This is a genomic window from Ensifer sp. R-19 (genome assembly GCF_049905105.1).
GTDB lineage: Bacteria > Pseudomonadota > Alphaproteobacteria > Rhizobiales > Rhizobiaceae > Ensifer.
In genome coordinates this window covers 273155-296783 of the sequence record NZ_CP184571.1, presented here as the reverse complement: position 1 = coordinate 296783, position 23629 = coordinate 273155, and the positions used below count along the sequence as shown (strand labels likewise).

Genomic DNA, 23629 nt, shown 5'->3' with positions numbered 1-23629 from the left:
ATCAGGCTCCTTCCGGTTTAGAGAACGCGTCATCAACACCGTCAGCGATCTCGCTGCAGCGCATCATGGCTCGTTCGATGATGACGTCCGGCGCTCCCAACTTTTTCGCATGGCTCGGCACCAGTCTGAGGCGCTGTGCGAAAGCCTGCAGCTCTGACATCAGCTTCGTCTGAACATCGCGGTCCGGCCAGACCTCAGCACAAATCCGTTTCCAGTCAGGAGAATGGTCCAGGCCGCCGTCACGCATGGAGGCCCAACGGGTAGATCGCACAACACCCTCTTTCGCCAACCGCATGGGAGCAAAGTCAAAGAGTGGTGACAGTCGGATCTTTCCGTTGGGGTACTTGCTCAACGCGGAGTTACGACCGTGATTATCGGGATTGCCGAGCGCGAGGTTGGCGATATCGCGTTTCAAATATTCTGCAATGTCGGCAATCGGGTCATCGGAATGTCGTTTCAGTAGCTCGATGTAGGCCTCATGTGTGCCGATGTGACCGAACTCTGCAACACCGAGCGCCGAAACGAGGCTTTCCTGTCCGAGCCGGATCGTCTTCCCATTCGCGCTAAGGCTCCGGTCAAAGCGAGGGATGATCAGCACACCGTCAGCGTAAATCGACGGTTCTTTGACTTTGAGACCAAGTTCCAAGGCAATGCGCGAATAGATCGCTTCGCCTTCAAGTATGGTGCGGTCAACTGCTTCAGGGCCACGAACAAGCTTGACGATGACGTGCCGTAGGGCCTCGTCGTCGGTCACGATGCTGTCGGGATAAAAGAGCCCGTTCTTCGCCTGGGTCATTGACACTTTTGGCCACTCACCCTGCAGTCCACTAGAACCGGAAGCCAACATTGCGAAACGGTCGGCAACTTCCATGAAGCGGTCCGATCGCCCCAGGATATCCGCCTCCGTTACGCCCTGGCGCTGCAAGCCGCTCAATCGAGCGGACTCCGCCTCTGCCGCTTCCTTGATGCGGATGTTGCCAATTCCGCCCGTTGCGGCTCGGAGGAGCAAAGATAGATCCGATGAACGAGCCACTTCGTCGAGCCCCATATGCTCAGCCAACTTTCGCCGTGCATGGCCTTGTGGCATGAGATCCAGGAGGAAAGCTGGCCAGTGACGGCTGTACCGATTTTCAAGGTCAATCGGATAGCGAACAGACAATGCGCGGTGATCGCAGACCGTCTGACCCGCGGCGAAACCCTGCGCGGCCGTGGCGAGAAAGTAGTCGAGATCGTAGTCGACGACCGAACTACCGACGTAGCCGGCATCGTCGTCTTTCAGCTCAAGAGCTGCCGCGTCGTGCCATTCGCCGTCGAAGTGGATCTGCAGCGTTCGTTTCATTGTCGACCCCTTTGATGGGATCATTACCGTCGAAATTCGAACTTATCAACCCCCTAAAAGGGGCAATAGTGGCAAAAATCGCGTAATCTATATTATGGAACTGACTTCGAACGCCGCATGATTGCTGAACTACCATTTCCGCTTGCGAACGATTGAAAAATCCCTTCCGTCATCTCACCTGGATGACGGGCGCGCATTTCATCACCAAGCAAACGGCGCGTCCGCGGGCTGTCCTGCGACGAGCGCATTCTGTCGGACCAGGCGCAGTCGCCGTCATTTCTCTTCCCCTCCGGCTCCAAGTCGCAAAGGGTTGACGATCTGGAGCCCCTTGAAGTCCTTTTCGTTGTCCGTGACCACCACACAATCATTGGCCCCCGCGACGGCAGCGATGATCATGTCAAGCGCGCTGCGCGGACGACCTGTGGCTTTGCCTTCGGCCATCAATCGCGCCCAGATCAGGGCTGCCTTGTCGTCGAACGGAAGGATACGATTAGCGAACAATTCCTGCGGGCCTTCCGGCCCAGAGAACCAGGCATCAAGCACGTCCCGCTTCTTGCCGCGGGGCTTTTCCAGAATGCCGCGTCGAATTTCGGCAATTGTCAGCGAGGCGACGAACAGATCTTCGTCGCGCTGCTCAGCCCACCAAGCGAGCAGCAGTTCCGAAGGTTGCGGCTTGACGATATAGCTGATGATGTTCGTTTCGAGGAGATAACGTGTCACAGATCGACCTTGCGGCCTTCCTCGCGCGGACGAGACAGGTCGAGATCAGCGCCGACAAGTGGCGAGCGTCGGAGCGCCGACAGGATACCACCGACTTTCGGCGGTTCACCTGCAACGAGGGCCTTCACTGCCTGCCTCGCCTGGTCCGCTTCAGGTCCCTCCTCGGCCAGTTGCCGTGCAAGGGATCGGATCAGCTCGCGGTCGGATTCCAGCGCCATGACCTCGAAGCGCTTGTAGCCGCGCTGCGTCAAGCGCGCGCGGTAATTCTGGATCGCTCTCTTCTGTGCGGAATTGCTCACGGCCAGCCTCGGGGCTATATCAGGATATATATCCGATATCGGCCTTGCAAGCAAGGGATGTCAGCGATGGTGCAGGCCATTCACTACGGCCTTGAACGATTTAGCGCCGCTCCGCCATGATCGACCGCGACACAACGACAACGAGGCCGATCAAGACCGTTCCTGCGATGAAGAGAAATGCCGCTGCCGCGATTGCAGGGCTGATATTTTCACGGATGCTGGAAAACATCTGCCGTGCCAACGTCCGCTGGTTCGGGCCTGCGACGAAGAGCGTGAGGACGACTTCGTCCAACGACGTCGCAAAGGCGAGCACAGCGCCAGAGAGTACGCCCGGCATGGCGAGTGGCAGGGTGATACGGCGGAACACCGTGGCCGGCGAAGCTCCGAGGCTCTGGGCCGCAAGCTCGACGCGTTCGTCGATGCCGGCCAGCGCACCGGTGACGCTCACCACCACAAAGGGCACCGCCACGACTGTGTGGGCAATGATCACGCCGATGTAACTGTTGGTGAGGCCAAAGCCCGCAAGCAGCACTTGCATGCCGACACCCAGCACGACGGCCGGCACCACCATGGGCAGCAGGAAGAGTGTGCGCATCGAGCCGCGAAAGAAAAGGAGGCGGTTGCGCAGGCCCAGCGACGCGGCCGTGCCAAGAGCGGTTGCGAGCAACGTCGTGCCCGTGCCGATGATCAGGCTGTTGAAGATTGCCCGTCGCCAGGCGTCCGCGAAGAAGAGTTCCTCGAACCAGCGCAGGGACCACGACGGGATTGGATAGGTAAGGATCACGCTCGAGGTGAAGGCGAGCGGCAGGATGGCAATGAGTGGCGCGACGAGGAAGATGATCGTCAGCATGGCGAAGGTGGCTTTGGCAACTTTCATCGGCATGGTCAGCGCCCCCCAACTTCGTCGCTGGAGAGCCGCGCGTAGACGCTGTAGAGCAGTAGTGTCGCGACGAGCAGTACGACCCCGAGTGCACCTGCCATGCCCCAGTTCGCCGACCCCGTGGCGTAAAAGGCGATGATCGAGGAGATCATCTGGTCGCTCGGTCCGCCGATCAGCGCCGGCGTGATGTAGTAGCCGATCGCCGAGATGAAGACGAGCAGAGCGCCGGATGCCACACCCCTGAGACTGAGCGGCAGCAGCACACGCAGGAAGGCGCGCAGCGGGTGCGCGCCGAGCGAGGCGGCGGCCGGCATCAGGTTCTTGGGGACGGTGATGAGAACGGAATAGATCGGCAGCACCATGAACGGCAATAGCACATGGGTCATGGCGATGATGACACCGGTCCGGTTGAAGATCAGTGCCAGCGGCGCATCGATGAGGCCGATGGCGCGCAAGAGATCGTTGATGAGACCCTGCTCCTGCAACAGGATGAACCAGGCCGCGGTGCGCACCAGAAGCGACGTCCACAGCGGCAACAGTACGGCGCCAAGCATCAGATCCCGCTTCCAGCCGTCGAGCGAGGCGGCAATGATGGCATAGGGAAAGCCGATACAAACGCAGGCGAAGGTGACAAGCGCGGCGATCCAGAAGGTGCGCATGAGGATCACGCCGTTGACGGATTGGTCGGGCGGCAGATGCTCGATATCACCAGCCGCATTGCGGCCCAGATCGACGGCGGCGAGCAGGTTGCGGTCGGTATAGGGCGAGAGTGCATCTGCGATTGCCAGCCAGAATTCCGGCTTTTCCCAGCGTTTGTCGATGGAAACGAGGTCGACGGGCGGGTTGGCCGTTTCCTTCAATGCACTCGTCGTCTTCCCCATCAGCGTGCGAAAACCCGAGCGGGCGCTGTTGAGGCGCCGCACCATGTCGCCTAGCGCCTGATCGTCGTTGACGGCTTTCAGGTCTTTCATCAGTGCCGTCTGCATGGGAATGGTGGGTGGGGAGTTGCGGTCCCAATCGGCCAGAACCTCGGCGCTGCGTGGCAACAGCCGCAGCACGGCCGGGTCCGACACGGACTGCGACATCATGCTGAAGAGCGGCCAGACGAAGAAGCCGATGAGGAAGAAAAGCAGCGGCGCTAGAAGAAGCAGCGATCGTCCAGTGCGGGAGGAGGCTGCACTCATGGCGCAATGACCCGGCAATCGCCGGCCGAAAACGCCGCGAAGACTTTGGTGCCCGGCGGAAACTCGCGCGACCTTCTGCCGAGCTTGGCGATCAATGGGTGAGTGGCGTTGTGCAATTGCACGCGCAAATGATCGCCCTGATAAACGGAATCCGTAACTTCCGTTTCCAAGACGTTTCGCCCCTCACTCCGCGTCTCGCTGAGATCAACCCGTTCCGGACGGATGGAGAGAAAGACGGATTGGCCGGAAGCGATGCTGCCGGAAACCGCCGACACGATTTGCGCCCCGGAAGGAAGACGCACGGTTGCTTCCGCGCCTTGCACGGTTTCCACGACACCTTCGACGAGATTGGTCTCGCCGATGAATTCGGCGACGAAGCGCGTCGCCGGTTCGTCGTAGACCTGGCGGGGTGTACCGATTTGTTCGATCTTGCCCTTGTTGAAGACGGCGACGCGATCCGACATCGTAAGCGCTTCGGACTGGTCATGCGTAACGAAAACGATCGTTAGGCCGAGGCGGCGGTGCAGATCGCGAATGTCGAGCTGCATCTGCTCGCGCAGTTGCTTGTCAAGCGCGCCGAGTGGCTCGTCCATCAGCACGACACGCGGTTCGAAGACGAGCGCCCGGGCAAGAGCCACGCGCTGCTGCTGGCCACCGGAGAGCTGCGAAGGGCGCCGGTCGGAAAGGGTCGAAAGCTGCACCATGTCGAGTGCACGCTTGACGCGCTCATCGATCCCCGCCTTGCCAATGCCCCGCATCTGGAGCGGAAAAGCGATGTTGTCGCCGACTGACATATGCGGGAAGAGCGCGTAGCTCTGGAAGACTACACCCATGTCCCGCTTGTAGGTGGGCACCGCATTGATGGAAGTTCCGTCGAGCAGGATTTCGCCCGCGGTCGGCTGCTCGAAGCCAGCAAGCATCATCAGAAGCGTCGTCTTGCCCGAGCCGGACGGGCCGAGCAGGCTGACGAACTCACCCTTCCCGATGCCGAGATCGAGATTTTCGACCACGCAGAGCGGGCCGTAGAATTTCGTGATGCGGTCAAATCGAATGAATTCGGCCACGGAAGACTCCATCGCTAAAGGCGAAGGCTGCGTCCTTAAGAAACGCACCCGGCCATGCAGGAAAGGGCGCCCCGCCGGAGCGCCCCTCACCACGGATGTTCTTACTGGGCGAGCCAGGCGTTGAAACGCTGCGTCAGCGTTTCGGCATTGTCGATCCAGAAGTCGACATTGAGCGGGATGGCATCCGTCATGTTGGCAGAATCGGTTGGCAGGTCCTTGGAGAAATCCGCCGGCACTTTGGACGCAGCCTCCTTGTTCGGCAGACCGTATGCCACGAATTCCGGCAGCTTCGCCTGGTTTTCCGGCAGGCTCGCAAAAGCGATGAAGTCCTGCGCAGCATCCTTGTTCTCCGCATCCTTCAACACCACCCAGCTATCGACGGCATAAATGCTGCCGGGGAAGACAACCTTGAAGTTCTTGCCTTCCGACCGATTGATGCCGGTGATGCGGCCGTTATAGGCCGAAGTCATGGCGACTTCACCCGATGCGAGAAACTGCAACGGCTGTGCGCCGGATTCCCACCAGACGATGTTAGGCTTCAATTCGTCGAGCTTCTTGAAGGCGCGGGCGACCCCCTCCTCCGTGCCGAGAACGTCATAGATCTCATCCTTGGAGACACCATCGGCGAGCAGCGCGAATTCCAGCGTGTATTTTGGGCCCTTGCGCAGCGAGCGCTTACCGGGGAACTTTTCGACGTTCCAGAAGTCCGCCCAGGAAGTCGGGCCTTCCTTCAGCTTATCGCCGTCATAGGCGATGGCCGTGGACCAGACAATGGCGCCGACACCGCAGTCATTGACGGCGGAATCTAGGAATTTGTCCTTCCCGCCCATCTTGTCCCAGTCGATCTTTTCATAGAGGCCGTCAGCACAGCCGAGCGCCAGTTCTTCGGCCTCCACCTGCACGGCATCCCAGTTCGGTGCGCCGGCCTTCACCTTCGACTGGATGACGCCGATGCCGCCGTCCCAGGCTTCGTCGAGTACCGGCTTGCCGATCTTTTCGGAGAACGGTTTGAAGTAGATGTTGCGCTGGGCATCCTGATAGTTTCCGCCCCATGAAACGACTGTGAGATCTCGCGCGAAAACCGGCGCAACAAGACCCGCCGACAGAACGACGGCCGCCGCCGCCAGGACACCCGACTTAAAGATTGTCTTCATGGCATTCCCCTTTTCTTCGTTTGTGAAAGAGCCTCTGCGGCTCCGATGACGATCCCATGCAGACCGTTGACCCCGTCCTGTTTGCGGCGGTGGCTGCGGCCTCACCGGCCTTCGCGCCCTTTCTCCCCTGGGCGTTTCGACCGATGGATGCGTTCTGGTCATTGCCGGTCAACGGGGTTCTCCCGGTTTTGACCGTTGTCAGACGTGCTGCCCTCCGTTGATGTGGATTTCCGCGCCGTTGATGTAGGACGACGGCTCGGTGCAGAGGAAATAGATAGTCTCCGCGACTTCGCGCGGTTCGCCCAGCCGTCGCATCGGCACTTCCGCCGCCACCAGTTCATCCGTTCCGGGCGACAGGATCGACGTTTCGATCTCGCCCGGCGCGATGGCATTCGCCCTTACGCCGCGTTGGCCGAATTCGTGCGCCATTTCGCGGGTCAGTGAGGCAAGCGCCGCCTTGGACGCCGCATAGGCAACGCCTGCGAAAGGGTGAACGCGAGAGCCGGCGATGGACGTAACATTGACGATCGAGCCCTTCGCCGCTTCCAGTTCCGGCATGAGCGCGCGGGCGATCAAAGCGGTCGAGACAAGATTGACGTTGAGCACCTGCGTCCAGACATCGGCATCCGTATCCAGCACACCGAGGCGGCTCTTGCCCGGCCCCTTCGGAGAAATGCCGGCATTGTTGACGAGCGCGTGCAGCTGACCGTTCGGCAGGCGCTCGCGCACGGTCGCTGCCAGGCGGTCAATCTGCGTGAGATCCGCAAGGTCCGCCTGGATATGGCTCTCGCGGGCGGACGGCCAGGCGCATTCCTCGGAAAAGGACTGGCGGGATACGGTGAGAATGCGCCAGCCCTTCGATTGGAAGAGCTTGACCGTCGCATGCCCGATCCCGCGGCTCGCTCCCGTAAGCAACATGTAGCGGCATTCTTCGGTCATGCGAGCGCTCCCTCTTGATGCTTGATACATCGTAATGAGCCGACCATGAATTGCAAGCCTCCTCTTCCAGGCGGTGTCAGGCCGGGCGCGCCTCCCGCTCACTGCCCCGTTCGATGCGCTCGAGGATCGGCTTGCCACCGAGCAGGATGTCGTCGACGATCGCCATCGAGGCGGCGGCGGAATCGTGCCGTTTCAGGGCTTCGACAACCGGGTAGTGATGGTCGATCATCGCACGTCCGCCCTCTATATAAGCATCGGAAATGTGCGGTCCCATCTGCAGCCAGAGCCGCCGCAGGATGCCGTTCAGCACCGGCAGCCCGGCGATCTGCGGCAGCAGGAAGTGGAAGGCCTGGTTGAGTTGCGTGCCCTTCAGCCGGTCGCCAGCCTCGATTGCTTGTTCGTTTTCGCGCAAGATCCGTTCCAACGCTTCGATATCCGCGCTCGTCGCCACTTGGGCGGCAGTCTCCGCCGCCAGCCCCTCCAGGCGCACCCGTATTGCACGGATCTCGCGGTAGCGGTTTTCGCTCAAACCCGGGATGCGGATGTCACGCGGAGAGCGGAAGATGATCGCCTCGTCATTGGCAAGCCGAAGGATTGCGTCGCGGATCGGCGTGACGCTCGTGCCGAATTGCTCTGCCAGATCCCGGATCTTCAGCCGATCGCCAGGTTGGAACCGTCCCTGGATCAGGGCATCGCACAACGCACCATAAACGACGCTGTTGAGGTTCTCATGATCCAGTGACGTGAATTGAGGCATGGAATTGGTCCGCAAATTGGAATAACAAGATACTTGATGCATCTTTTTTGCTGTGTTTCAAGTATGACATGTCGCGGCCACAATTCGCCAAACGGCACGGCGCGGCAATGTAGTCGTCGCCGTGGCCAGCAGACGGGCAGAGACAATTGAAGGAAATGCGGGCGACCGCGCCAACGGAGCAAGCATGACGGAGCCATTGCCCACCGCCAAGAACGCCGATTCCATGTCGGCGACATGGAGCGCGACATCGCTTTCTGATGCGGAGGCGGCGGTGAAGCAGGTCTATGGCGCGAGCGGCACGATCAGGCGGCTTTCAAGCGAAAGGGACGAGACCTTTCTTTTCACCCGCTCGGACGGAACGGACTTCATCCTTAAGATTGCCAATCCCGCCGAAGACCCGGCCTCGCTTGAATTCCAGGACGGTGCGCTACTGCATCTGGAGGCTGCGGCCCCCAACGTACCGGTGCCAAGGCTCATGCTCACGAAAACCGGAGCGCCGAGCCACACGCTTTCCACCTCCGATGGCCCGCGCGTCATGCGTCTGCTGACCTTCCTCGGCGGCGAACTGCAATACCGCACCTCGGCCTCAGAGATGCAGAGCCGCAACGTCGGCCGGGCGCTCGCGGAACTTGGACTAGGCCTCGAGGACTACGATGGCCGGCCGCCCGCCGGGAAGTTGATGTGGGACATTTCCCATACGCTCGATCTGGTCGCCTTAGTCGACCATGTCGGCATCGAGCGCCGAGCGCAGGTGGAAGCCATACTCGCCGAGTTCGAGCGGTCGCTGCCGGCGATCGCCGCGATCACGCGCCGGCAGATCATCCATAACGATTTCAACCCGCACAACATCCTGCTCGATCCGGCAGAGCCGACGAAGGTCGTTGGCATCATCGACTTCGGCGACATGGTGCATGCGCCGCTGATCAATGACCTTGCCGTCGCCCTCTCCTATCACCTTGCGACCGACAACTGGGCCGCCCGCACCGGTGCCTTCCTCGAAGGCTTCCTGTCGGCGCGGGCGCTGGAGCCGGCCGAAATCGAGCTGCTACCGCTTCTCGCCCGTTCCCGCCTCGCCATGTCCATCATCATCGCGGAGTGGCGTTCCGCGCGTTTTCCTGAGAACCAGACCTATATCATGCGTAACCACGCTACCGCATGCCGCGGCCTGCAGAACATAGTCGATCTCACTCCGGCCGGGCTGAAACGGCTCGCGCCCAACCTTTCCGAGGCTTGATCATGTCGATGGTGAATGCTTTTTCGCGTGCAGATTTCGAGCGGCTCGGCGAGAGCGAACGGGCGCTTATCGCCCGCCGAGAAAAAGTGCTCGGTCCCGCCTACCGCCTGTTTTACGAAAAGCCACTGCATCTTGTGCGCGGCGAAGGCGTTTTTCTCTACGACGCGGCCGGCGAGCGCTATCTCGACGCCTACAACAACGTCGCCTCGCTCGGCCATTGCCATCCGCGCGTGGTGGAGGCGATCACGAAGCAGACGGCCGTGCTCAACACCCACACACGCTACCTGCACGAAGGCATCGTCGACTATGCCGAGACGCTGACGGCCACCTTTCCCGAGGCGCTCAGCCAAGCCATGTTCACCTGCACTGGCAGCGAGGCGAACGATCTCGCCGTGCGCATTGCCCGCTTCGTCACTGGAGGCACCGGCATCATCGCGACGGACCTCGCCTATCACGGCCTGACGAACGCAGTTGCCGAATTCTCGCCGTCGCTCGGCGAATCCGTGACGCTCGGCCCGCATGTGCGCACCGTGCCGGCGCCGGACAGCTACCGTCACTCGCCCGAAGAGATGGTGGAAAAATTCGGCCGCGACGTGCGCGACGCAATCGCCGATCTCAAGCGTCACGGTATCAAGCCGGCCATGCTGATCACCGATACCATCTTTTCCAGCGACGGCATCTTCGAGGGCCCGAAAGGTTTTCTCAAGCCGGCGGTGGACGCGATCCACGACGCTGGCGGCCTCTTCGTCGCCGACGAAGTGCAGCCCGGCTTCGGCCGCACGGGCGAAACCATGTGGGGTTTCGAACGCCACGGCGTTGCCCCAGACATGGTGACGATCGGCAAGCCAATGGGCAACGGCTATCCGATGGCGGGCATAGTGCTGCGCCCCGAGGTGATTGCCGAGTTCGGCCCAAAAGCGCGTTATTTCAATACGTTCGGCGGCAATCCGGTCGCCGCCGCGGCCGGCAAGGCGGTGCTCGACACGATCCGCATTGAAGGCCTGCAGCGGAATGCGCTGGAGGTCGGTTGTTACCTGATGGACGGCCTCAAGAGCCTTTCCGATCGCTATCACGCCATCGGGGACGTGCGCGGTTCCGGTCTCTTCATCGGCGTCGAGATCATCGCTGACCCAGCCGCCAAGAGCCCCGATGCCGCGCTGACGACCCGGATCGTCAATGGTCTGCGAGAGCGCCGCATCCTCATCAGCGCCTCCGGCCCCAATGCCAATGTTCTAAAAATCCGGCCACCCCTCGTCTTTTCCCGCGAGAATTCGGACATGCTTTTGGATGCATTTGGCGACGTGTTGAAGTCGCTCTGAACAAGAGGCATCGCGCCAAAGTCGACGTGCTCTTTTGCGTGCGATCTTTCGGGAATTGCGGTTGTCTGAACCATCCCAGACGCCGACCCAAGGCTATCGCCCGGCGATCAACCGGGGGCTTGTCGAAGCCGGGATAATACCGGGGCGAGACATGGCGATCATCGGACGCCAAAGCCCGCATTCGCAATTCCTGTCGCCCCGCCTGACATCCTTCAGCCTATCGCTACGCGACCTCGGGATTGCACTTGCTGAATCGCTCCCGGCGACGATGCCTGCCTTTGCAGACATCTACCCGACGAGAGCAGCGCGAATCCTCTGGCCCATGGCTCTCGTCCCCGGCGAAGGCGACTGAGCAACATTCGATCCTGATGTTTGAGGATTATCCCAAAGGGAGCATCGCTTCACTGAGCTCCCATGTTGGTTCGACGGCTCGCGATGTTCTTTCTTGACAGATCGTTCCAGAATACCTAAATCACGCACATGGCAAGGACAAAGGAATTCGATAGGACACAGGCGCTGGATGACGCCATCCAGGTGTTTCGCGAACATGGCTTCGAGGGCACGTCCACCGAAATGCTCGTACGGGCAATGAAGATTGGCCGGCAGAGTCTCTATGATACGTTCGGCGACAAATGGAAGCTCTATTGCCTTGCCGTGGAGCGCTACGCCGCCGCGGAAACGGACGCCCACATCGCCATGCTGCATGGCGCGCCGCGTGCCCGGGACGGAATCCGGGAGATGATGGAGCGAGTGGCCGAGAATGCCTCCCAGCCGTGTCTTGGCGTGAGCTCAATCTGCGAGTTCGGTCAGAGCCGGCCTGATCTTACAGCAATTCATCAGGTCGCTGACCGACGACTGAAGCATGCTGCCAAGCAACGCATCAGCGAGGCTCAAGCGGACGGGGATTTGAATGCGACGCTCTCCACGGGTGAAGCTGCCAATTTCCTCTTCGCGAACATCGCCGGTATGCGCATCGCAGCGCGCGGCGGCGCGGACTCTGCAGCGCTCAAGACCCTCGCCCACCTCGCGCTTCAGGCGCTGACGTAAGGCAAAATTTTTTGCTCATTTCTGGAATGCTTAGTCAAGAAAGGAAGATCATGAAAGCCGTAGTTATGAATGGAATCGGTGGCACCGACGTGATGGAATTTGTCGACCTTCCCGACCCGGTCGCCACACCGGGCCATGTGGTGGTCGAAGTCGCCGCTGCAGGCGTGAACTTCATGGATATCGGAGTACGGCAGGGTATGGCGTGGACAGACAGGCCGAACCCGAAAATCCTCGGCGTCGAAGGTGCGGGACGCATCGTTGCGCTTGGCGACGGGGTCGATGATTTCGCCATCGAAGACCGGGTCGCCTGGGTCTACGCGCCTGGAAGCTACGCTTCGCACGTCCTGATTTCAGCGGACGCGCTCGTACGACTTCCCGGCACGATTGATGACCAGACGGCGGCCTCCGTCATGATGCAAGGACTGACCGCGAGCCACTTCGCCACCGATTTCTACTCGGTCCAGCCTGGAGACACCGCGCTCGTCCACGCCGCGGCCGGTGGTGTCGGCCTGCTCCTGACACAGATCATCCGGCTGAGGGGGGGAATGGTGATTGGACGCGTTTCGTCCACCGACAAGGTTGAAATCGCAAAGGCAGTTGGCGCGAGCCACGTTATCGTCGACATGGAGGGAACCTTCGCCAATGAGGTTTTGCATCTCACAGGCGGACAAGGTGTAAGCGTCGTTTATGACGGTTCAGGCCCCAAGACGTTTCAGGGATCGATCGCCGCGCTTCGTCGCTCCGGCACGTTCTGCTGGTACGGACCGGTGCTTGGCGGTCCGGGGCCGCTCGACATCATGAGCCTGCCGAAGAGCATCAAGATCGGTTACGCGACATTTTTCGATCACATCAGTACTCCGGACCTTCTTCGCGCCCGTAGCAGACAACTGTTCCGGTGGATTGAGGATGGGTCTCTCAAGCTGCACGTCGGCGGAACCTACCCGCTTTCTGATGCCGCCCGTGCGCATGCCGACATGGAAAGCCGGGGGACCACCGGCAAGCTGTTGCTGGCTCCCTAGGGAAAGACGTCGGAAGCATTGCCAAGACGGTTCCTTCTCGAAGGTGCGAGAAAAGCGCCCGCATTGGGATTTCCATTGAACACAGCGGAAGCGACCCGAACCAATTTCGCCGTCGGAGTTCATGACGATGCCTTATGCGATCCTTTAAGCCCAGAAGGTGATTGGTTCTGCTTTGAGCATCGGCCGGAGATCTGGCCGCCATCAAAGCAAGCTAACCCTGGAAAAGCGCCGGCTGATCGAGCGTGCCGTGGTCATCATTCGGCAGATGCGCGCCCAAGTCGGAATCCCTCCGAGCCGCATTCAGCCGATCCTGTAATCGATCCGCAGACCACCGAGGTGGGCATCGAAAGGCGAAGCGATGACTACGTAAAAGCCGCGCTCCTCGACCATCCCTCTTCTACCCCGAAATCTTGCTCGCGCTTTTGCGCCTAGCGGCCCGCGACGGTTCTGCCTAGCCTGCCCATCGCTAAGGAGGACCTGACATGACCCAAAAGCCAACGGCGCCGGATGAAGGCCAGCGAGATTCCCGCCTTCGTTGATGAGGTAGTTGAGGCCGGCGGCGACATCGGCGAGGTGGGGCACGATATGTATGCGATCGGCGATGTCGACGATCAGAATCAAGCCATCGAGGAGCTCAAAATGACAGGCGACCGATCGGTCGCGGGGGCCTCGGCAAGGGTCGGCGTCAACAGGGCGTCGCTATCCAATTCTTGTCGAAATCACAAGTCGGTCCGCCCTCGCGCATGCATCCCCCTCGTATCCTTTATCCGTAAAGGTCCATGCGGCCCGCCTGCCGAACCTCACATGTTCGGATAGACCGGGCCTTCGCCGCCCTGTGGCGGCACCCAGTCGATGTTCTGGTTCGGGTCCTTGATGTCGCAGGTCTTGCAGTGCACGCAGTTCTGCGCGTTGATGACGAAGACAGGCTTGCCGTCCTTCTCCACCCATTCGTAGACCCCGGCCGGACAGTAGCGCGTCGACGGGCCGGCAAAGACGTCGAGTTCCGACGTGCGCTGCAGCTCCGGATCCTTGACCTGCAGGTGGATCGGCTGGTCTTCCTCGTGGTTGGTGTTCGACAGGAACACCGAGGAGAGCCGGTCGAAGGTCAGCACGCCATCGGGCTTCGGGTAATCGATCTTCTGGTGCTGCGCTGCCGGCTCCAGCGACTGGGCATCGGTCTTGCCGTGCTTCAGCGTGCCGAAGAACGAGAAGCCGAACAGCTGGTTGGTCCACATGTCCAAGCCGCCGAGCGCAACGCCGATCGCCGTGCCGAACTTCGACCACAGCGGCTTGACGTTCCTGACCCGCTTCAGGTCCTGGCCGATGGCGCTGTCGCGCCAGCCGCGCTCGATCTCGATCGGCTCGTCATTGGCGCGGCCCGCTTCGATCGCCGCCGCCAGCTTCTCGGCCGCGAGAATGCCCGACAGAACCGCATTGTGGCTGCCCTTGATGCGCGGCACGTTGACGAGACCGGCCGAACAGCCGATCAGCGCGCCGCCGGGGAAGGACAGCTTCGGCACCGACTGGTAGCCGCCTTCGGTGATCGCACGCGCACCATAGGAGAGCCGCTTGCCACCCTCGAAGGTGCCGCGGATCGCCGGATGGGTCTTGAAGCGCTGGAACTCCTCGAACGGGAAGAGATAGGGGTTCTTGTAATTGAGGTGCACGACGAAGCCGACCGCGACCAGGTTGTCTTCGAGATGATAGAGGAACGAACCGCCGCCGGTCTTCATGCCGAGCGGCCAGCCGAAGGAGTGCTGCACCAGCCCGGGCCGGTGGTTCTCGGGCTTCACCTGCCAGAGCTCCTTCAGGCCGATGCCGAATTTCTGGACGTCGCGATCCCTGGAGAGATCGAATTTCGCAATCAGCTGCTTGGCGAGCGAACCGCGCACGCCCTCGCCGATCAGCGTATATTTGCCCAAGAGCGCCATGCCACGGGCGAAGTTCGGTCCCGGTTCGCCGTTGCGCTCGACGCCCATGTCGCCGGTGGCAACGCCGATGACGGCACCTTCGTCGTTATAGAGCACTTCGGTCGCGGCAAAGCCCGGATAGATCTCGACACCGAGGGCTTCGGCATGGCTTGCCAGCCAGCGACAGACGAGCCCAAGCGAGACGATATAGTTGCCGTGATTGTTCATCAGCGGCGGCATCATGAAATTCGGCAAGCGGATTGAGCCGGCCGGGCCCAAGAACAGGAAGTGGTCGTCCGTGACCTCGGTCTTGAACGGATGATCCGCCTCGTCGCGCCAGCCCGGCAGCAGCCGGTCGATGCCGATCGGATCGACGACGGCGCCCGAGAGGATATGCGCGCCGACTTCGGCGCCCTTCTCAAGCACGACGACCGAAAGCTCCGGATTGACCTGCTTCAGCCGGATCGCCGCCGCAAGACCGGCAGGCCCCGCCCCGACGATGACAACGTCGAACTCCATGCTCTCGCGTTCGGGCAGATCAATCATCTCGGCCATGTGTCTTTCAAAGTGCTTTTTCGAATTCAGGCAACGCTTCGAACAGATCGGCAACCAGGCCGTAGTCGGCGACCTGGAAAATCGGTGCCTCTTCGTCCTTGTTGATCGCGACGATAACCTTCGAGTCCTTCATGCCGGCGAGATGCTGGATCGCCCCGGAGATGCCGCAGGCGATGTAGAGATCGGGTGCGACCACCTTGCCGGTCTGACCGACCTGCCAGTCGTTCGGCGCGTAGCCGGCATCGACGGCAGCGCGCGAGGCGCCGACGGCAGCACCGAGCTTGTCGGCAACCGGCAGGATCACTTGCCTGAACTTTTCCGAGGAACCGAGCGCGCGACCACCGGAGATGATGATCTTGGCCGAGGTCAGTTCCGGGCGGTCGGACGACGACAGCGCGTCGGCGACGAAGGAGGAAACACCCGGGTTGGCGGCAGCCGCGACGCTTTCGATCGCGGCCGAACCGCCTTCAGCGGCGGATGCGAAGGAGGCGGTGCGCACGGTGATGACGCGCTTGGCTTCCGTCGTCTGCACCGTCTGGATGGCGTTGCCGGCATAGATCGGGCGTTTGAAGGTATCGGCAGAGACCACCTCGATGATTTCCGAGACCTGGGCGACGTCGAGCAGCGCTGCGACGCGCGGCAGGACGTTCTTGCCGACCGAGGTCGCGGCTGCGACGATCGTGTCGTAGTTGCCGGCGAGCGAGACGATGAGGGCTGCCAGCGGCTCTGCGAGGTTGTTGGCAAGCGAGGCGTCGTCGGCGACTAGCACCTTGGAGACGCCAGCGAGCTTGGCGGCCTGCTCGGCCGCGACCTTGGCGCCGGCACCGGCAACGAGGATGTGCACATCGCCTCCAGTCCCACTGACGATCTTGGAGGCTGCGGTCAGCGCCTTGGCGGTCTGGTCGGAAAGGTGGTTGCTGGCGTGGTCAGCCAGAAGAAGAATGGCCATGATGATGTCTCCCTTTCCTGAACTTAGAGCACGCCGGCTTCGACTTTAAGCTTTTCGACGAGCTCGGCGACCGACTTGACCTTGATGCCGGCCTTGCGGCCCGACGGCTCCTCGGTCTTCAGCACCTTGAGGCGGCCAGCGGTGTCGACGCCGAAGTCCGCAGGGGTGTGTCTGTCGAGCGGCTTCTTCTTCGCCTTCATGATGTTCGGCAGCGAGGCGTAGCGCGGTTCGTTGAGGCGCAGGTCGGTGGTGACAACTGCCGGCAGCTTGATGTCGATGGTCTGCAGACCGCCGTCGACTTCGCGCGTCACCCTTGCTGTGCCCTCTGGTGCCTTGCCATCGCCGATCTCGACCTTGGAGGCAAAGGTGCCCTGGGCCCAGCCGAGCAAAGCCGACAGCATCTGGCCGGTCTGGTTGCTGTCATCATCGATCGCCTGCTTGCCGACGATGATCAGGCCCGGCTGTTCGGCCTCGGCAACGCCCTTGACGATCTTGGCCACAGCGAGCGGCTCGACCTGGTCTTCGGTCTCAACCAGGATGGCGCGGTCAGCGCCCATGGCAAGGGCCGTGCGCAGCGTCTCTTCGGCCTTGGCCGGACCAACGGAAACGACGACGACTTCCTCCGCCTTGCCGGCTTCCTTCAGCCTGAGCGCCTCTTCGACCGAGATTTCGTCGAAGGGGTTTATCGACATCTTCACGTTGGCGAGCTCGACGCCCGAACCGTCTGCCTTCACGCGGATCTTGACGTTGTAGTCAACGACACGTTTGACGGTGACCAGGATCTTCATGCATGCCTCCCATATCGTCAGCAGAACGTGCGGAAGCGTTCGACCATCACGTCGAGGACTTCGCCTGGGTCCCGCTTCCACCAGTTGTTTGCAGAAAAAATCTCCACTTCGCAGGGACCGGTATAGCCCGCGTCTTCGACGCTCCGCCGCAAAGCCCTTAGATCGGCTACCCCATCGCCCATCATGCCGCGATCGAGCAACACATCGCGCGTGTCGGGAAGCCAGTCGCAGAGGTGATAGCCGAAAATGCGGTCGGCGCCCGCACGCTGCAAGTGTGCCGCGATCTCACTGTCCCACCACACATGGTAGACATCTATGGCGACGCCGAGGTTGGCCGCGCCGACTGCCTCGCAGATATCGACGGCTTCGCGCAGTGTCGTCAGGCAGGAACGGTTTCCTGCATAAACGGGATTGAGCGGCTCAAGTGCCAGCTTGACGTTTCGGCCCGCGGCATAGGGCGCGATCTCGCCGACACGGTCGGCGACGATCTTCAGGCTCTCGCCGGTGCCCTTGGTGCCCGGATGCACGCCGCCCACCACGATCGTCAGCACCGATGCTCCAAGGCCCGCAGCCATGTCGATCGAGGCCTTCGCCTCGTCGATGACCCTTTGTCGATCGACGGCTTCCGTGCCGACAAGAAACGGCGTCCGGCAGAGACCGGCAACCGAAAGGCCGCTTGCGCGCACTCGTTCGCCAATTTCAATCGCCCGCGAACCGATTTCGCGGCGCCAGAAAACGATCGAGCCGAAGCCGCGCTCGGCGCAAGCATCGATGATACGGTCAGGCGACCACCCTGCCCCGTGACCTTCGAGATTGTGTCCCAGGCTTGCGGTGTTGAGCGCAAGGGCGGAATGGTCCGTCTTGAATTCACGCATGGCTACACTCCATAGAGCGCAAGCAGCTTCTTCATCCGGTCCGCGGCGAGCGTCGGATCGCGCAACAGGCCGCACTGGTCAGCGAGCCGGAAGAGCTCGACGAAATGCGGCAGCGGGCGCATGGCCTGCGCACCGTTCAACATCACGAAGTGATCCTGGAAGCCGTTCAGCCAGGCAAGGAAGACGACGCCGGTCTTGTAGTACTGTGTCGGCGCCCGGAAGATCAGCCGTGCGAGCGGAACAGTCGGATCGAGCGTCGCGCGGAAGCCTGCGCGGTCTCCTTCACCAAGCCGCTCCACCGCGTAAGCCGCAGCCGGCGCCAGGGGATCGAAGATACCGAGCAAGGCGTGCGAGAAACCTTCACTGTCGCCCTCAATCAGTTCAGGGTAGTTGAAATCGTCGCCCGTATACATCTTCACGCCGGCCGGCAGCCGGCGGCGCATGACGATCTCCTTGTCCTTATCGAGGAGAGAGATCTTTATGCCGTCGACCTTGGCCGTATTCTCGTCGATGACGGCAAGTGCGGTTTGCATAGCCGGTTCGAAATCTCTGCCGCCCCAATAACCGGCGAGCTGCGGATCGAACATCTCGCCGAGCCAGTGCAGGATCACAGGCGCGTCGCAGGCGGCCAGCACATCGCAGTAGACCTTGATGTAATCTTCGGGTCGCTGCGCGACCCGCACCAAGGCGCGAGACGCCATGAGGATAAGGCGCCCGCCGACCTTCTGGATCGCCTCAACTTGCTCCAGGTAGGCTCTTCGAACGTCATCGATGCTGGTGACGGTCGCTGGATCGAGGTGGTCCGTACCGCAGCCATTGGCGACAAGGGCGTCCGGCAGCTCCTCACGCGTGCGACGGATGAGTTCCAGGGCGCCTGGCCAGTCGAGGCCCATGCCGCGTTGCGCCGTATCCATCGCCTCGGCGATCCCGAGCCCCAAGCTGGCAAGATAGCGGCGGAACTCCATCGTCTTTGCCCAGTCAATCGCGGCTCTACCGGACGGGTCATTGGCGGCGAATGGGTCGGCGACCACGTGAGCTGCGGAATAGACAACGCGCGCCGGGTTCTTGCCAAGTGTCGCAGCCGCGATCGGCTTGCCACTCAGGGCATAGTCAGACAGGCGGCCATCGGTATCGGGAAGCGCGATTTTCATGGGAACCTCAAAAGCGCGGGACGAGCATGCCGGCATCGGCCGGGATCGTCATTCCGGTGGTGTAGGGAAGACGTCCCGTCGCAAGCGATGCGATCAGGGCGCCGACTTCTTCAGGTCTTCCGACACGCGGAAAGAGCGTGAGCCCCCGTTCCGCCCGCTCGCGATAGGCATCGATGACGGGTGCCGTCATCTCCGTTGCAATCAGACCCGGCTGGACGTCGTAGACGGCGACCTCCTCCCGTCCGAGCCGGACGGCCAGCGCCTTCGAGACCATCGCGGCGGCGGCTTTCGACGCGCAGTATTCCGACCGCTGTTCGGCCACGGCGACAGCGTTCGACGAGGTGACGTTGATGATCGCGTGGAAGAGCGGCCCTTTGCTGCGGGCAAGCAGCCGCCGCGCAAAAGCCTGGCTCAGAAAGAACATGCCTTTGGTATTGACGGCGAAGCAACGGTCCCAGCTGTCCTCCGACACCTCCAGCATGTCGCCACGCCGGAGAACACCGACACCCGCATTGTTGACAAGCGTGGTGATCGGACCGAGTTCAGCCTCAATAGCCGCAAGTGCCGCGCCGTGGCCAGCGATCGCGCTGACATCGAACGCCGCAGCCATGACCGGAACCCCGTGGGTGGCTAGGCGCTCGACCGCCGAGGGCAGCTCTGCATCGCCCGGCGGTCCGTTGACCGCGACAGCGAAGCCTTCGCGCGCCAGAGCTTCAGCTGCAGCAAGCCCGATACCGCGCGACGAACCGGTCACGAGCGCGACCGGGCGAAGGTCAGACCCGGTCATGCCCGTGCGCCCTTCTTCAGCAGTTCGCGCGCGATTATCATGCGCTGGATCTGGTTCGTGCCCTCATAGATCTGCGTGATCTTGGCATCGCGGTAGAGGCGCTCGACCTCAAAGCCGCGAATGTAGCCGGAGCCACCGAAGACCTGCACCGCATCTGCCGTCCGCTGTACGGCGACATCGCCGGCAAAACACTTGGCGATCGAACACGCTTTCGTGGCGTCCGCGCCGCTGTCGATCTTGGAGGCGGCCGAGTGGACGAGCAGGCGCGCAGCCTCGATATCCTTCGCCATGTCGGCCAGCAGCCACTGCACGCCCTGGAAATCGGCAATGGCCTTGCCGAACTGCTTGCGTGTTCCGGCATAGTCCAGAGCCGCCTCGAGGCCCGCCTGAGCGATACCGACCGCGAGCGACGCGATGCCGACACGACCCTTGTCGAGCACCGACATCATCATGTGGAAGCCGCGCCCTTCCGTGCCCAAGAGAGCATCGGCCGAAAGCTTGACGTCGGCGAAGTTCAGCGCGCCGACCTGGCTCGCCCGCTGGCCCATCTTGTGTTCCTTGGGCCCCTTCTCGACGCCCGCCGCGTGCAGGTCGACGATGAAGATCGACATGCCGCGGTTTCCCGCCTCCTTATCGGTGCGTGCCAGCACGAAGCCGTAATCGGCGACCGGCGCATTGTGGATCCAGATCTTGCCGCCATTGAGCCGCCAGCCGTTACCATCGCGTTCAGCCGTTGTGCGGATGCCCGAAACATCGGTACCGGCCTCCGGCTCGGTGATGCAATAGGCGACCTTGGCGCGCATACCGAGGATATCCGGAAGCATGGCCTGCTGGCTTTCGGTCCCGTGGCGGACGAGCAAGGTCGAGATGAGCTCGATCAGGCCGCACTGATCGGCAACCGAAGCGTAGCCACGGCTGAGCTCTTCCATCACCAGCGCGTAGGTGAGCGTATCGAACCCTGGCCCACCAAGCGCTTCCGGCACGCCAATACCGAAAAGCCCCAGCTTTGCCATTTCGTCGTAAAGCCCTGCGGGGAAGCGCTCCTCACGATCGAGCTCCTCGGCCATCGGGCGGATCATTTCGTCGGCAAAGGCACGCGCCATCTCGCGCACCTGCTCCTGCGTTTCGGTGAGATACATCTGCCTCGCCTCATCTCTAGTAACTATCTAGTTACATATATTCTGAGGCCAGATGTCGTCAAGACGAAAAACTTGGAGACCGGAAAGGATGCTGCTTGCACAGCTGGTTAGGGGCATGCATAGTATTCACCATTCAGTTACTTAAGGAGGAAAACATGCACCCTGGCCAAAAGCGAAAATTCGGGCGGACTGATCTGGAGGTAACCGCGTTCGGCTTCGGAACAGCACCGCTCGGAAACATCTTTCGCGAGATCGACGAGGCGACCTCGGAAGCGATGTTCGCACGCGCCTGGGAGGCCGGCGTCCGCTTCTTCGACACCGCACCGATGTACGGCCACGGCCTTGCCGAACTGCGCACGGGGCACGCGCTACGCTGGAAGGAGCGCGACGAATTCGTTCTTGCCTCCAAGGTCGGACGACTTCTGCGTCCGGCGCGACGCAATACCATCGATTTTGCCCCTTGGACGAATGCCGCACCCTTCACCATGCATTTCGACTACAGCTATGACGGCACCATGCGCGCCTTCGAAGACAGTCTGCAGCGGCTGGGGCTGGAGCACATGGACATGTGCTTCATCCACGACATCGACGTCTTCACGCGCGGCAGCGAGCAGCCGGAAGTATTCGAACAGGCTATGGACGGCGCCTGGCGGGCGTTGGAAAAGCTGCGAGCGGAAAAGGTCGTCAAGGCGATCGGCGTCGGCGTCAACGAATGGCAGGTCTGCCATGAAGCCTTGCTGCGTCACGACTTCGACTGCTTCCTGCTTGCCGGACGCTACACGCTCCTGGAACAGGAAGCGCTCGATACCTTCCTACCGCTCTGCCAGGAGCGCGGCGCAGCCGTCGTCGTGGGCGGTGGCTTCAACTCGGGCATTCTGGCAACCGGCGCCAAGGAAGGCGCCAAGTACAACTATGCGCCGGCACCGCGCGAGATCCTGGAGAAGGTTACAAAGATCGAGGCCGTCTGTGCCGACCATGACGTGCCGCTGGCCGCGGCCGCGCTGCAGTTCGTCGTCGCACATCCCGCCGTCCCATCCTTCATGGCCGGCACGCGCACGCTCGCGCAACTCGAACAAAACCTCGCCTGGTTCTCGCATCCGATCCCGTCAGACTTCTGGGCGGACCTCAAGCGCAAGGGCCTGCTGCGAGAAGACGCACCCGTTCCAGCCTGAGCAGCAACCGCACCCGCGCCGGCGACGGCGCGGGCTCTCTTATCGGATCAGGATTGCCCGGAAGTCGTTCACGTTGGTTCCGGTCGGCCCAGGCACGAACAGATCGCCCAGGTGATGGAAGGCTGTCCAGGCATCGTTGTCGGCGAGCAAGGTCGAAGGATCGCGTCCCAGTTTCCGCAAGCGTTCCATGCTCTGCCCATCGGCAAAAGCACCGGCATTGTCTTCGGAGCCATCGATCCCGTCGGTATCGGCAGCGATTGCCGAAAAGCCAATTCCTTCAGCCGCAAGGGCAAGGGACAGCAGAAACTCCGTGTTGCGCCCGCCTTTACCACTTCCCTTGATCGTAACGGTGGTTTCTCCGCCCGAAAGAATAACGATAGGGCGCGCGAAAGGGCGGCCGCGAGCAGCGACTTCACGCGCGATTGCCGCGTGAACGCGGGCAACGTCTCGGGCCTCGCCCTCGATGGAATCCGACAGGATAACGGCGGGCACGCCAAGTGACGCGGCGCGCTCAGCAGCGGCCTCCAGTGAAAGACTGGCCGAGGCGATCACCCGAACCTCGTTGCCGGCGAAGACCGGATCGCCCGGCAACGGTGCCAGGCCTTCGTTGCCTTCCAACCACGCGGCGACCCGCGCCGGAAGGTCAATGCCCCAGGTCTTGACCAGTGTACGCGCGTACGCGCGATCCGCCGTGTCGGGGATGGTCGGTCCACTGGCAACCTGCGCCGGGTCGTCACCCGGCACATCCGACACCACCAACGTCACGACCTTTGCCGGATGACAGGCGGCGCCAAGGCGCCCGCCCTTGATGCCCGAAACCTGTTTGCGAATGGCGTTCATGACCGAGATCGGCGCGCCACTCGAAAGCAGCGCTTCGTTCAGCATCGCTTCGTCTTCCAGTGTCAGCGGACCCGGCGGAGACGGCAGCAGGGCCGAACCACCGCCGCATATCAACGCGATAACGAGGTCGTCTTCCGTAAGATGCCGCACAGCTTCGAACAGCGCATTGGTGGCCTCCAGTCCAGCGGCATCTGGTACGGGGTGAGCGGCCTCGAGTACGCGGATGCGCTCGCACGGGACGGCATATCCATAGCGCGTCACGACAACACCTTCGAGTGGACCATGCCAGAGCCTCTCGAAAGCGGCGGCGAGTTGCGCCGCGCCCTTGCCCGCACCAATGACCACAGTCCGTCCCCGCGGCTCGCTCGGGAGATTGGCGCGCAGGGCATTCTCCGGATCTGCGGCTTCGATCGCCGCGTGAAAGAAGGTTGTTAGGAGTTCTTTGTCGTCAGGTTCCATGAGACACCGCCATGAAGGGCCGGGTTGCCGGGCTGGCGAACGGCACAGG

22 protein-coding genes and 1 pseudogene are annotated in these 23629 nt (G+C 61.8%); 6 read left to right on the top strand and 17 right to left on the bottom strand.

All coding sequences use genetic code 11. The features are described 5' to 3' along the window. Position 1: 1 nt before the first annotated feature. The 9 genes from ACN9MO_RS31830 to ACN9MO_RS31790 all read right to left on the bottom strand — a co-directional run bounded on the left by ACN9MO_RS31830 (position 2) and on the right by ACN9MO_RS31790 (position 8336). Positions 2–1339 carry a type II toxin-antitoxin system HipA family toxin gene (locus tag ACN9MO_RS31830; RefSeq protein ID WP_113480225.1) on the bottom strand — a complete coding sequence of 446 codons (1338 nt, stop codon included), beginning with the start codon at positions 1337–1339 and terminating at the stop codon, positions 2–4. A gap of 273 nt (positions 1340–1612) precedes the next feature. Then, a complete protein-coding gene (locus ACN9MO_RS31825) occupies positions 1613–2059 on the bottom strand; it encodes a type II toxin-antitoxin system VapC family toxin (protein WP_113133703.1) in 447 nt (148 codons plus the stop codon). Then, the gene (locus tag ACN9MO_RS31820; RefSeq protein ID WP_057250321.1) at positions 2056–2358 is read right to left on the bottom strand and encodes a hypothetical protein; all 303 of its coding nucleotides are present in this window, start codon (positions 2356–2358) and stop codon (positions 2056–2058) included. The genes ACN9MO_RS31825 and ACN9MO_RS31820 overlap by 4 nt, the downstream gene beginning before the upstream one ends. 100 nt (positions 2359–2458) lie before the next feature. Beyond that, complete coding sequence (locus tag ACN9MO_RS31815) at positions 2459–3241, bottom strand: ABC transporter permease (RefSeq protein WP_057250323.1); 783 nt, start codon at positions 3239–3241, stop codon at positions 2459–2461. Between the two features lie 2 nt (positions 3242–3243). Then, the gene (locus ACN9MO_RS31810) at positions 3244–4422 is read right to left on the bottom strand and encodes an ABC transporter permease (protein WP_113133702.1); all 1179 of its coding nucleotides are present in this window, start codon (positions 4420–4422) and stop codon (positions 3244–3246) included. Further along, positions 4419–5498 carry an ABC transporter ATP-binding protein gene (locus ACN9MO_RS31805; RefSeq protein WP_057250327.1) on the bottom strand — a complete coding sequence of 360 codons (1080 nt, stop codon included), beginning with the start codon at positions 5496–5498 and terminating at the stop codon, positions 4419–4421. The genes ACN9MO_RS31810 and ACN9MO_RS31805 overlap by 4 nt, the downstream gene beginning before the upstream one ends. A gap of 89 nt (positions 5499–5587) precedes the next feature. Continuing rightward, positions 5588–6640: an ABC transporter substrate-binding protein gene (locus tag ACN9MO_RS31800; RefSeq protein WP_082615817.1), complete on the bottom strand. Its 1053-nt coding sequence runs from the start codon at positions 6638–6640 to the stop codon at positions 5588–5590. Between the two features lie 198 nt (positions 6641–6838). After that, positions 6839–7579: an SDR family NAD(P)-dependent oxidoreductase gene (locus tag ACN9MO_RS31795; protein WP_057250330.1), complete on the bottom strand. Its 741-nt coding sequence runs from the start codon at positions 7577–7579 to the stop codon at positions 6839–6841. 76 nt (positions 7580–7655) lie between these two features. Continuing rightward, positions 7656–8336, bottom strand: coding sequence for a GntR family transcriptional regulator (locus tag ACN9MO_RS31790; protein WP_057250331.1), 681 nt, complete (start codon positions 8334–8336; stop codon positions 7656–7658). 184 nt (positions 8337–8520) lie between these two features. Between ACN9MO_RS31790 and ACN9MO_RS31785 the strand changes: the two genes are divergently transcribed. The 5 genes and pseudogenes from ACN9MO_RS31785 to ACN9MO_RS31765 all read left to right on the top strand — a co-directional run bounded on the left by ACN9MO_RS31785 (position 8521) and on the right by ACN9MO_RS31765 (position 12955). After that, a complete protein-coding gene (locus tag ACN9MO_RS31785) occupies positions 8521–9570 on the top strand; it encodes a phosphotransferase enzyme family protein (protein ID WP_113133701.1) in 1050 nt (349 codons plus the stop codon). Positions 9571–9572: 2 nt separating this feature from the next. Further along, entirely contained in the window at positions 9573–10889 is a 1317-nt protein-coding gene (locus ACN9MO_RS31780) for an aspartate aminotransferase family protein (RefSeq protein WP_113133700.1), read from the top strand. Between the two features lie 112 nt (positions 10890–11001). Next, positions 11002–11241 (top strand): annotated as a pseudogene (locus ACN9MO_RS31775) (LacI family transcriptional regulator); the annotation flags it as partial. 128 nt (positions 11242–11369) lie between these two features. After that, positions 11370–11936, top strand: a complete 567-nt coding sequence (locus ACN9MO_RS31770; protein WP_057250337.1) for a TetR/AcrR family transcriptional regulator — start codon at positions 11370–11372, stop codon at positions 11934–11936. 50 nt (positions 11937–11986) lie between these two features. Beyond that, on the top strand, positions 11987–12955 hold the full coding sequence (locus ACN9MO_RS31765; RefSeq protein ID WP_113133699.1) for a quinone oxidoreductase family protein: 969 nt from the start codon (positions 11987–11989) through the stop codon (positions 12953–12955). A gap of 800 nt (positions 12956–13755) precedes the next feature. Here the strand turns inward: ACN9MO_RS31765 and ACN9MO_RS31760 are convergent. The 7 genes from ACN9MO_RS31760 to ACN9MO_RS31730 are packed head-to-tail and all read right to left on the bottom strand — an operon-like array spanning position 13756 to position 21109. After that, complete coding sequence (locus tag ACN9MO_RS31760; protein WP_425989190.1) at positions 13756–15420, bottom strand: electron transfer flavoprotein-ubiquinone oxidoreductase; 1665 nt, start codon at positions 15418–15420, stop codon at positions 13756–13758. A 7-nt stretch (positions 15421–15427) separates the two neighbouring features. Next, entirely contained in the window at positions 15428–16369 is a 942-nt protein-coding gene (locus ACN9MO_RS31755) for an electron transfer flavoprotein subunit alpha/FixB family protein (protein WP_057251393.1), read from the bottom strand. A gap of 23 nt (positions 16370–16392) precedes the next feature. Next, complete coding sequence (locus tag ACN9MO_RS31750) at positions 16393–17157, bottom strand: electron transfer flavoprotein subunit beta/FixA family protein (RefSeq protein WP_057251392.1); 765 nt, start codon at positions 17155–17157, stop codon at positions 16393–16395. Between the two features lie 17 nt (positions 17158–17174). After that, a complete protein-coding gene (locus ACN9MO_RS31745; RefSeq protein ID WP_057251391.1) occupies positions 17175–18032 on the bottom strand; it encodes a sugar phosphate isomerase/epimerase family protein in 858 nt (285 codons plus the stop codon). A 2-nt stretch (positions 18033–18034) separates the two neighbouring features. Further along, complete coding sequence (locus ACN9MO_RS31740; RefSeq protein ID WP_057251390.1) at positions 18035–19183, bottom strand: dihydrodipicolinate synthase family protein; 1149 nt, start codon at positions 19181–19183, stop codon at positions 18035–18037. Positions 19184–19190: 7 nt separating this feature from the next. Continuing rightward, positions 19191–19970 carry a 3-ketoacyl-ACP reductase gene (locus ACN9MO_RS31735; RefSeq protein ID WP_057251389.1) on the bottom strand — a complete coding sequence of 260 codons (780 nt, stop codon included), beginning with the start codon at positions 19968–19970 and terminating at the stop codon, positions 19191–19193. Beyond that, positions 19967–21109 (bottom strand): acyl-CoA dehydrogenase family protein, encoded by a 1143-nt coding sequence (locus ACN9MO_RS31730; RefSeq protein WP_057251388.1) that lies wholly within the window; start codon positions 21107–21109, stop codon positions 19967–19969. The genes ACN9MO_RS31735 and ACN9MO_RS31730 overlap by 4 nt, the downstream gene beginning before the upstream one ends. A 155-nt stretch (positions 21110–21264) precedes the next feature. Between ACN9MO_RS31730 and ACN9MO_RS31725 the strand changes: the two genes are divergently transcribed. Continuing rightward, entirely contained in the window at positions 21265–22281 is a 1017-nt protein-coding gene (locus tag ACN9MO_RS31725) for an aldo/keto reductase (protein ID WP_057251387.1), read from the top strand. Between the two features lie 39 nt (positions 22282–22320). On the opposite strand, the gene ACN9MO_RS31720 is transcribed toward ACN9MO_RS31725, so the two are convergent. After that, the gene (locus ACN9MO_RS31720) at positions 22321–23580 is read right to left on the bottom strand and encodes a glycerate kinase type-2 family protein (protein WP_057251386.1); all 1260 of its coding nucleotides are present in this window, start codon (positions 23578–23580) and stop codon (positions 22321–22323) included. Positions 23581–23629: the final 49 nt, after the last annotated feature.

What these genes read in the sequence shown, in the direction of transcription:
- ACN9MO_RS31805 (WP_057250327.1), bottom strand. Translation starts at nt 5,498, where the DNA reads ATGGAGTCTTCCGTGGCCGAATTCATTCGATTTGACCGCATCACGAAA.
- ACN9MO_RS31720 (WP_057251386.1), bottom strand. Translation starts at nt 23,580, where the DNA reads ATGGAACCTGACGACAAAGAACTCCTAACAACCTTCTTTCACGCGGCG.
- ACN9MO_RS31735 (WP_057251389.1), bottom strand. Translation starts at nt 19,970, where the DNA reads ATGACCGGGTCTGACCTTCGCCCGGTCGCGCTCGTGACCGGTTCGTCG.
- ACN9MO_RS31815 (WP_057250323.1), bottom strand. Translation starts at nt 3,241, where the DNA reads ATGCCGATGAAAGTTGCCAAAGCCACCTTCGCCATGCTGACGATCATC.
- ACN9MO_RS31830 (WP_113480225.1), bottom strand. Translation starts at nt 1,339, where the DNA reads ATGAAACGAACGCTGCAGATCCACTTCGACGGCGAATGGCACGACGCG.
- ACN9MO_RS31770 (WP_057250337.1), top strand. Translation starts at nt 11,370, where the DNA reads ATGGCAAGGACAAAGGAATTCGATAGGACACAGGCGCTGGATGACGCC.
- ACN9MO_RS31750 (WP_057251392.1), bottom strand. Translation starts at nt 17,157, where the DNA reads ATGAAGATCCTGGTCACCGTCAAACGTGTCGTTGACTACAACGTCAAG.
- ACN9MO_RS31755 (WP_057251393.1), bottom strand. Translation starts at nt 16,369, where the DNA reads ATGGCCATTCTTCTTCTGGCTGACCACGCCAGCAACCACCTTTCCGAC.
- ACN9MO_RS31800 (WP_082615817.1), bottom strand. Translation starts at nt 6,640, where the DNA reads ATGAAGACAATCTTTAAGTCGGGTGTCCTGGCGGCGGCGGCCGTCGTT.
- ACN9MO_RS31730 (WP_057251388.1), bottom strand. Translation starts at nt 21,109, where the DNA reads ATGTATCTCACCGAAACGCAGGAGCAGGTGCGCGAGATGGCGCGTGCC.
- ACN9MO_RS31785 (WP_113133701.1), top strand. Translation starts at nt 8,521, where the DNA reads ATGACGGAGCCATTGCCCACCGCCAAGAACGCCGATTCCATGTCGGCG.
- ACN9MO_RS31790 (WP_057250331.1), bottom strand. Translation starts at nt 8,336, where the DNA reads ATGCCTCAATTCACGTCACTGGATCATGAGAACCTCAACAGCGTCGTT.
- ACN9MO_RS31745 (WP_057251391.1), bottom strand. Translation starts at nt 18,032, where the DNA reads ATGCGTGAATTCAAGACGGACCATTCCGCCCTTGCGCTCAACACCGCA.
- ACN9MO_RS31725 (WP_057251387.1), top strand. Translation starts at nt 21,265, where the DNA reads ATGCACCCTGGCCAAAAGCGAAAATTCGGGCGGACTGATCTGGAGGTA.
- ACN9MO_RS31780 (WP_113133700.1), top strand. Translation starts at nt 9,573, where the DNA reads ATGTCGATGGTGAATGCTTTTTCGCGTGCAGATTTCGAGCGGCTCGGC.
- ACN9MO_RS31810 (WP_113133702.1), bottom strand. Translation starts at nt 4,422, where the DNA reads ATGAGTGCAGCCTCCTCCCGCACTGGACGATCGCTGCTTCTTCTAGCG.
- ACN9MO_RS31740 (WP_057251390.1), bottom strand. Translation starts at nt 19,183, where the DNA reads ATGAAAATCGCGCTTCCCGATACCGATGGCCGCCTGTCTGACTATGCC.
- ACN9MO_RS31765 (WP_113133699.1), top strand. Translation starts at nt 11,987, where the DNA reads ATGAAAGCCGTAGTTATGAATGGAATCGGTGGCACCGACGTGATGGAA.
- ACN9MO_RS31795 (WP_057250330.1), bottom strand. Translation starts at nt 7,579, where the DNA reads ATGACCGAAGAATGCCGCTACATGTTGCTTACGGGAGCGAGCCGCGGG.
- ACN9MO_RS31760 (WP_425989190.1), bottom strand. Translation starts at nt 15,420, where the DNA reads ATGGCCGAGATGATTGATCTGCCCGAACGCGAGAGCATGGAGTTCGAC.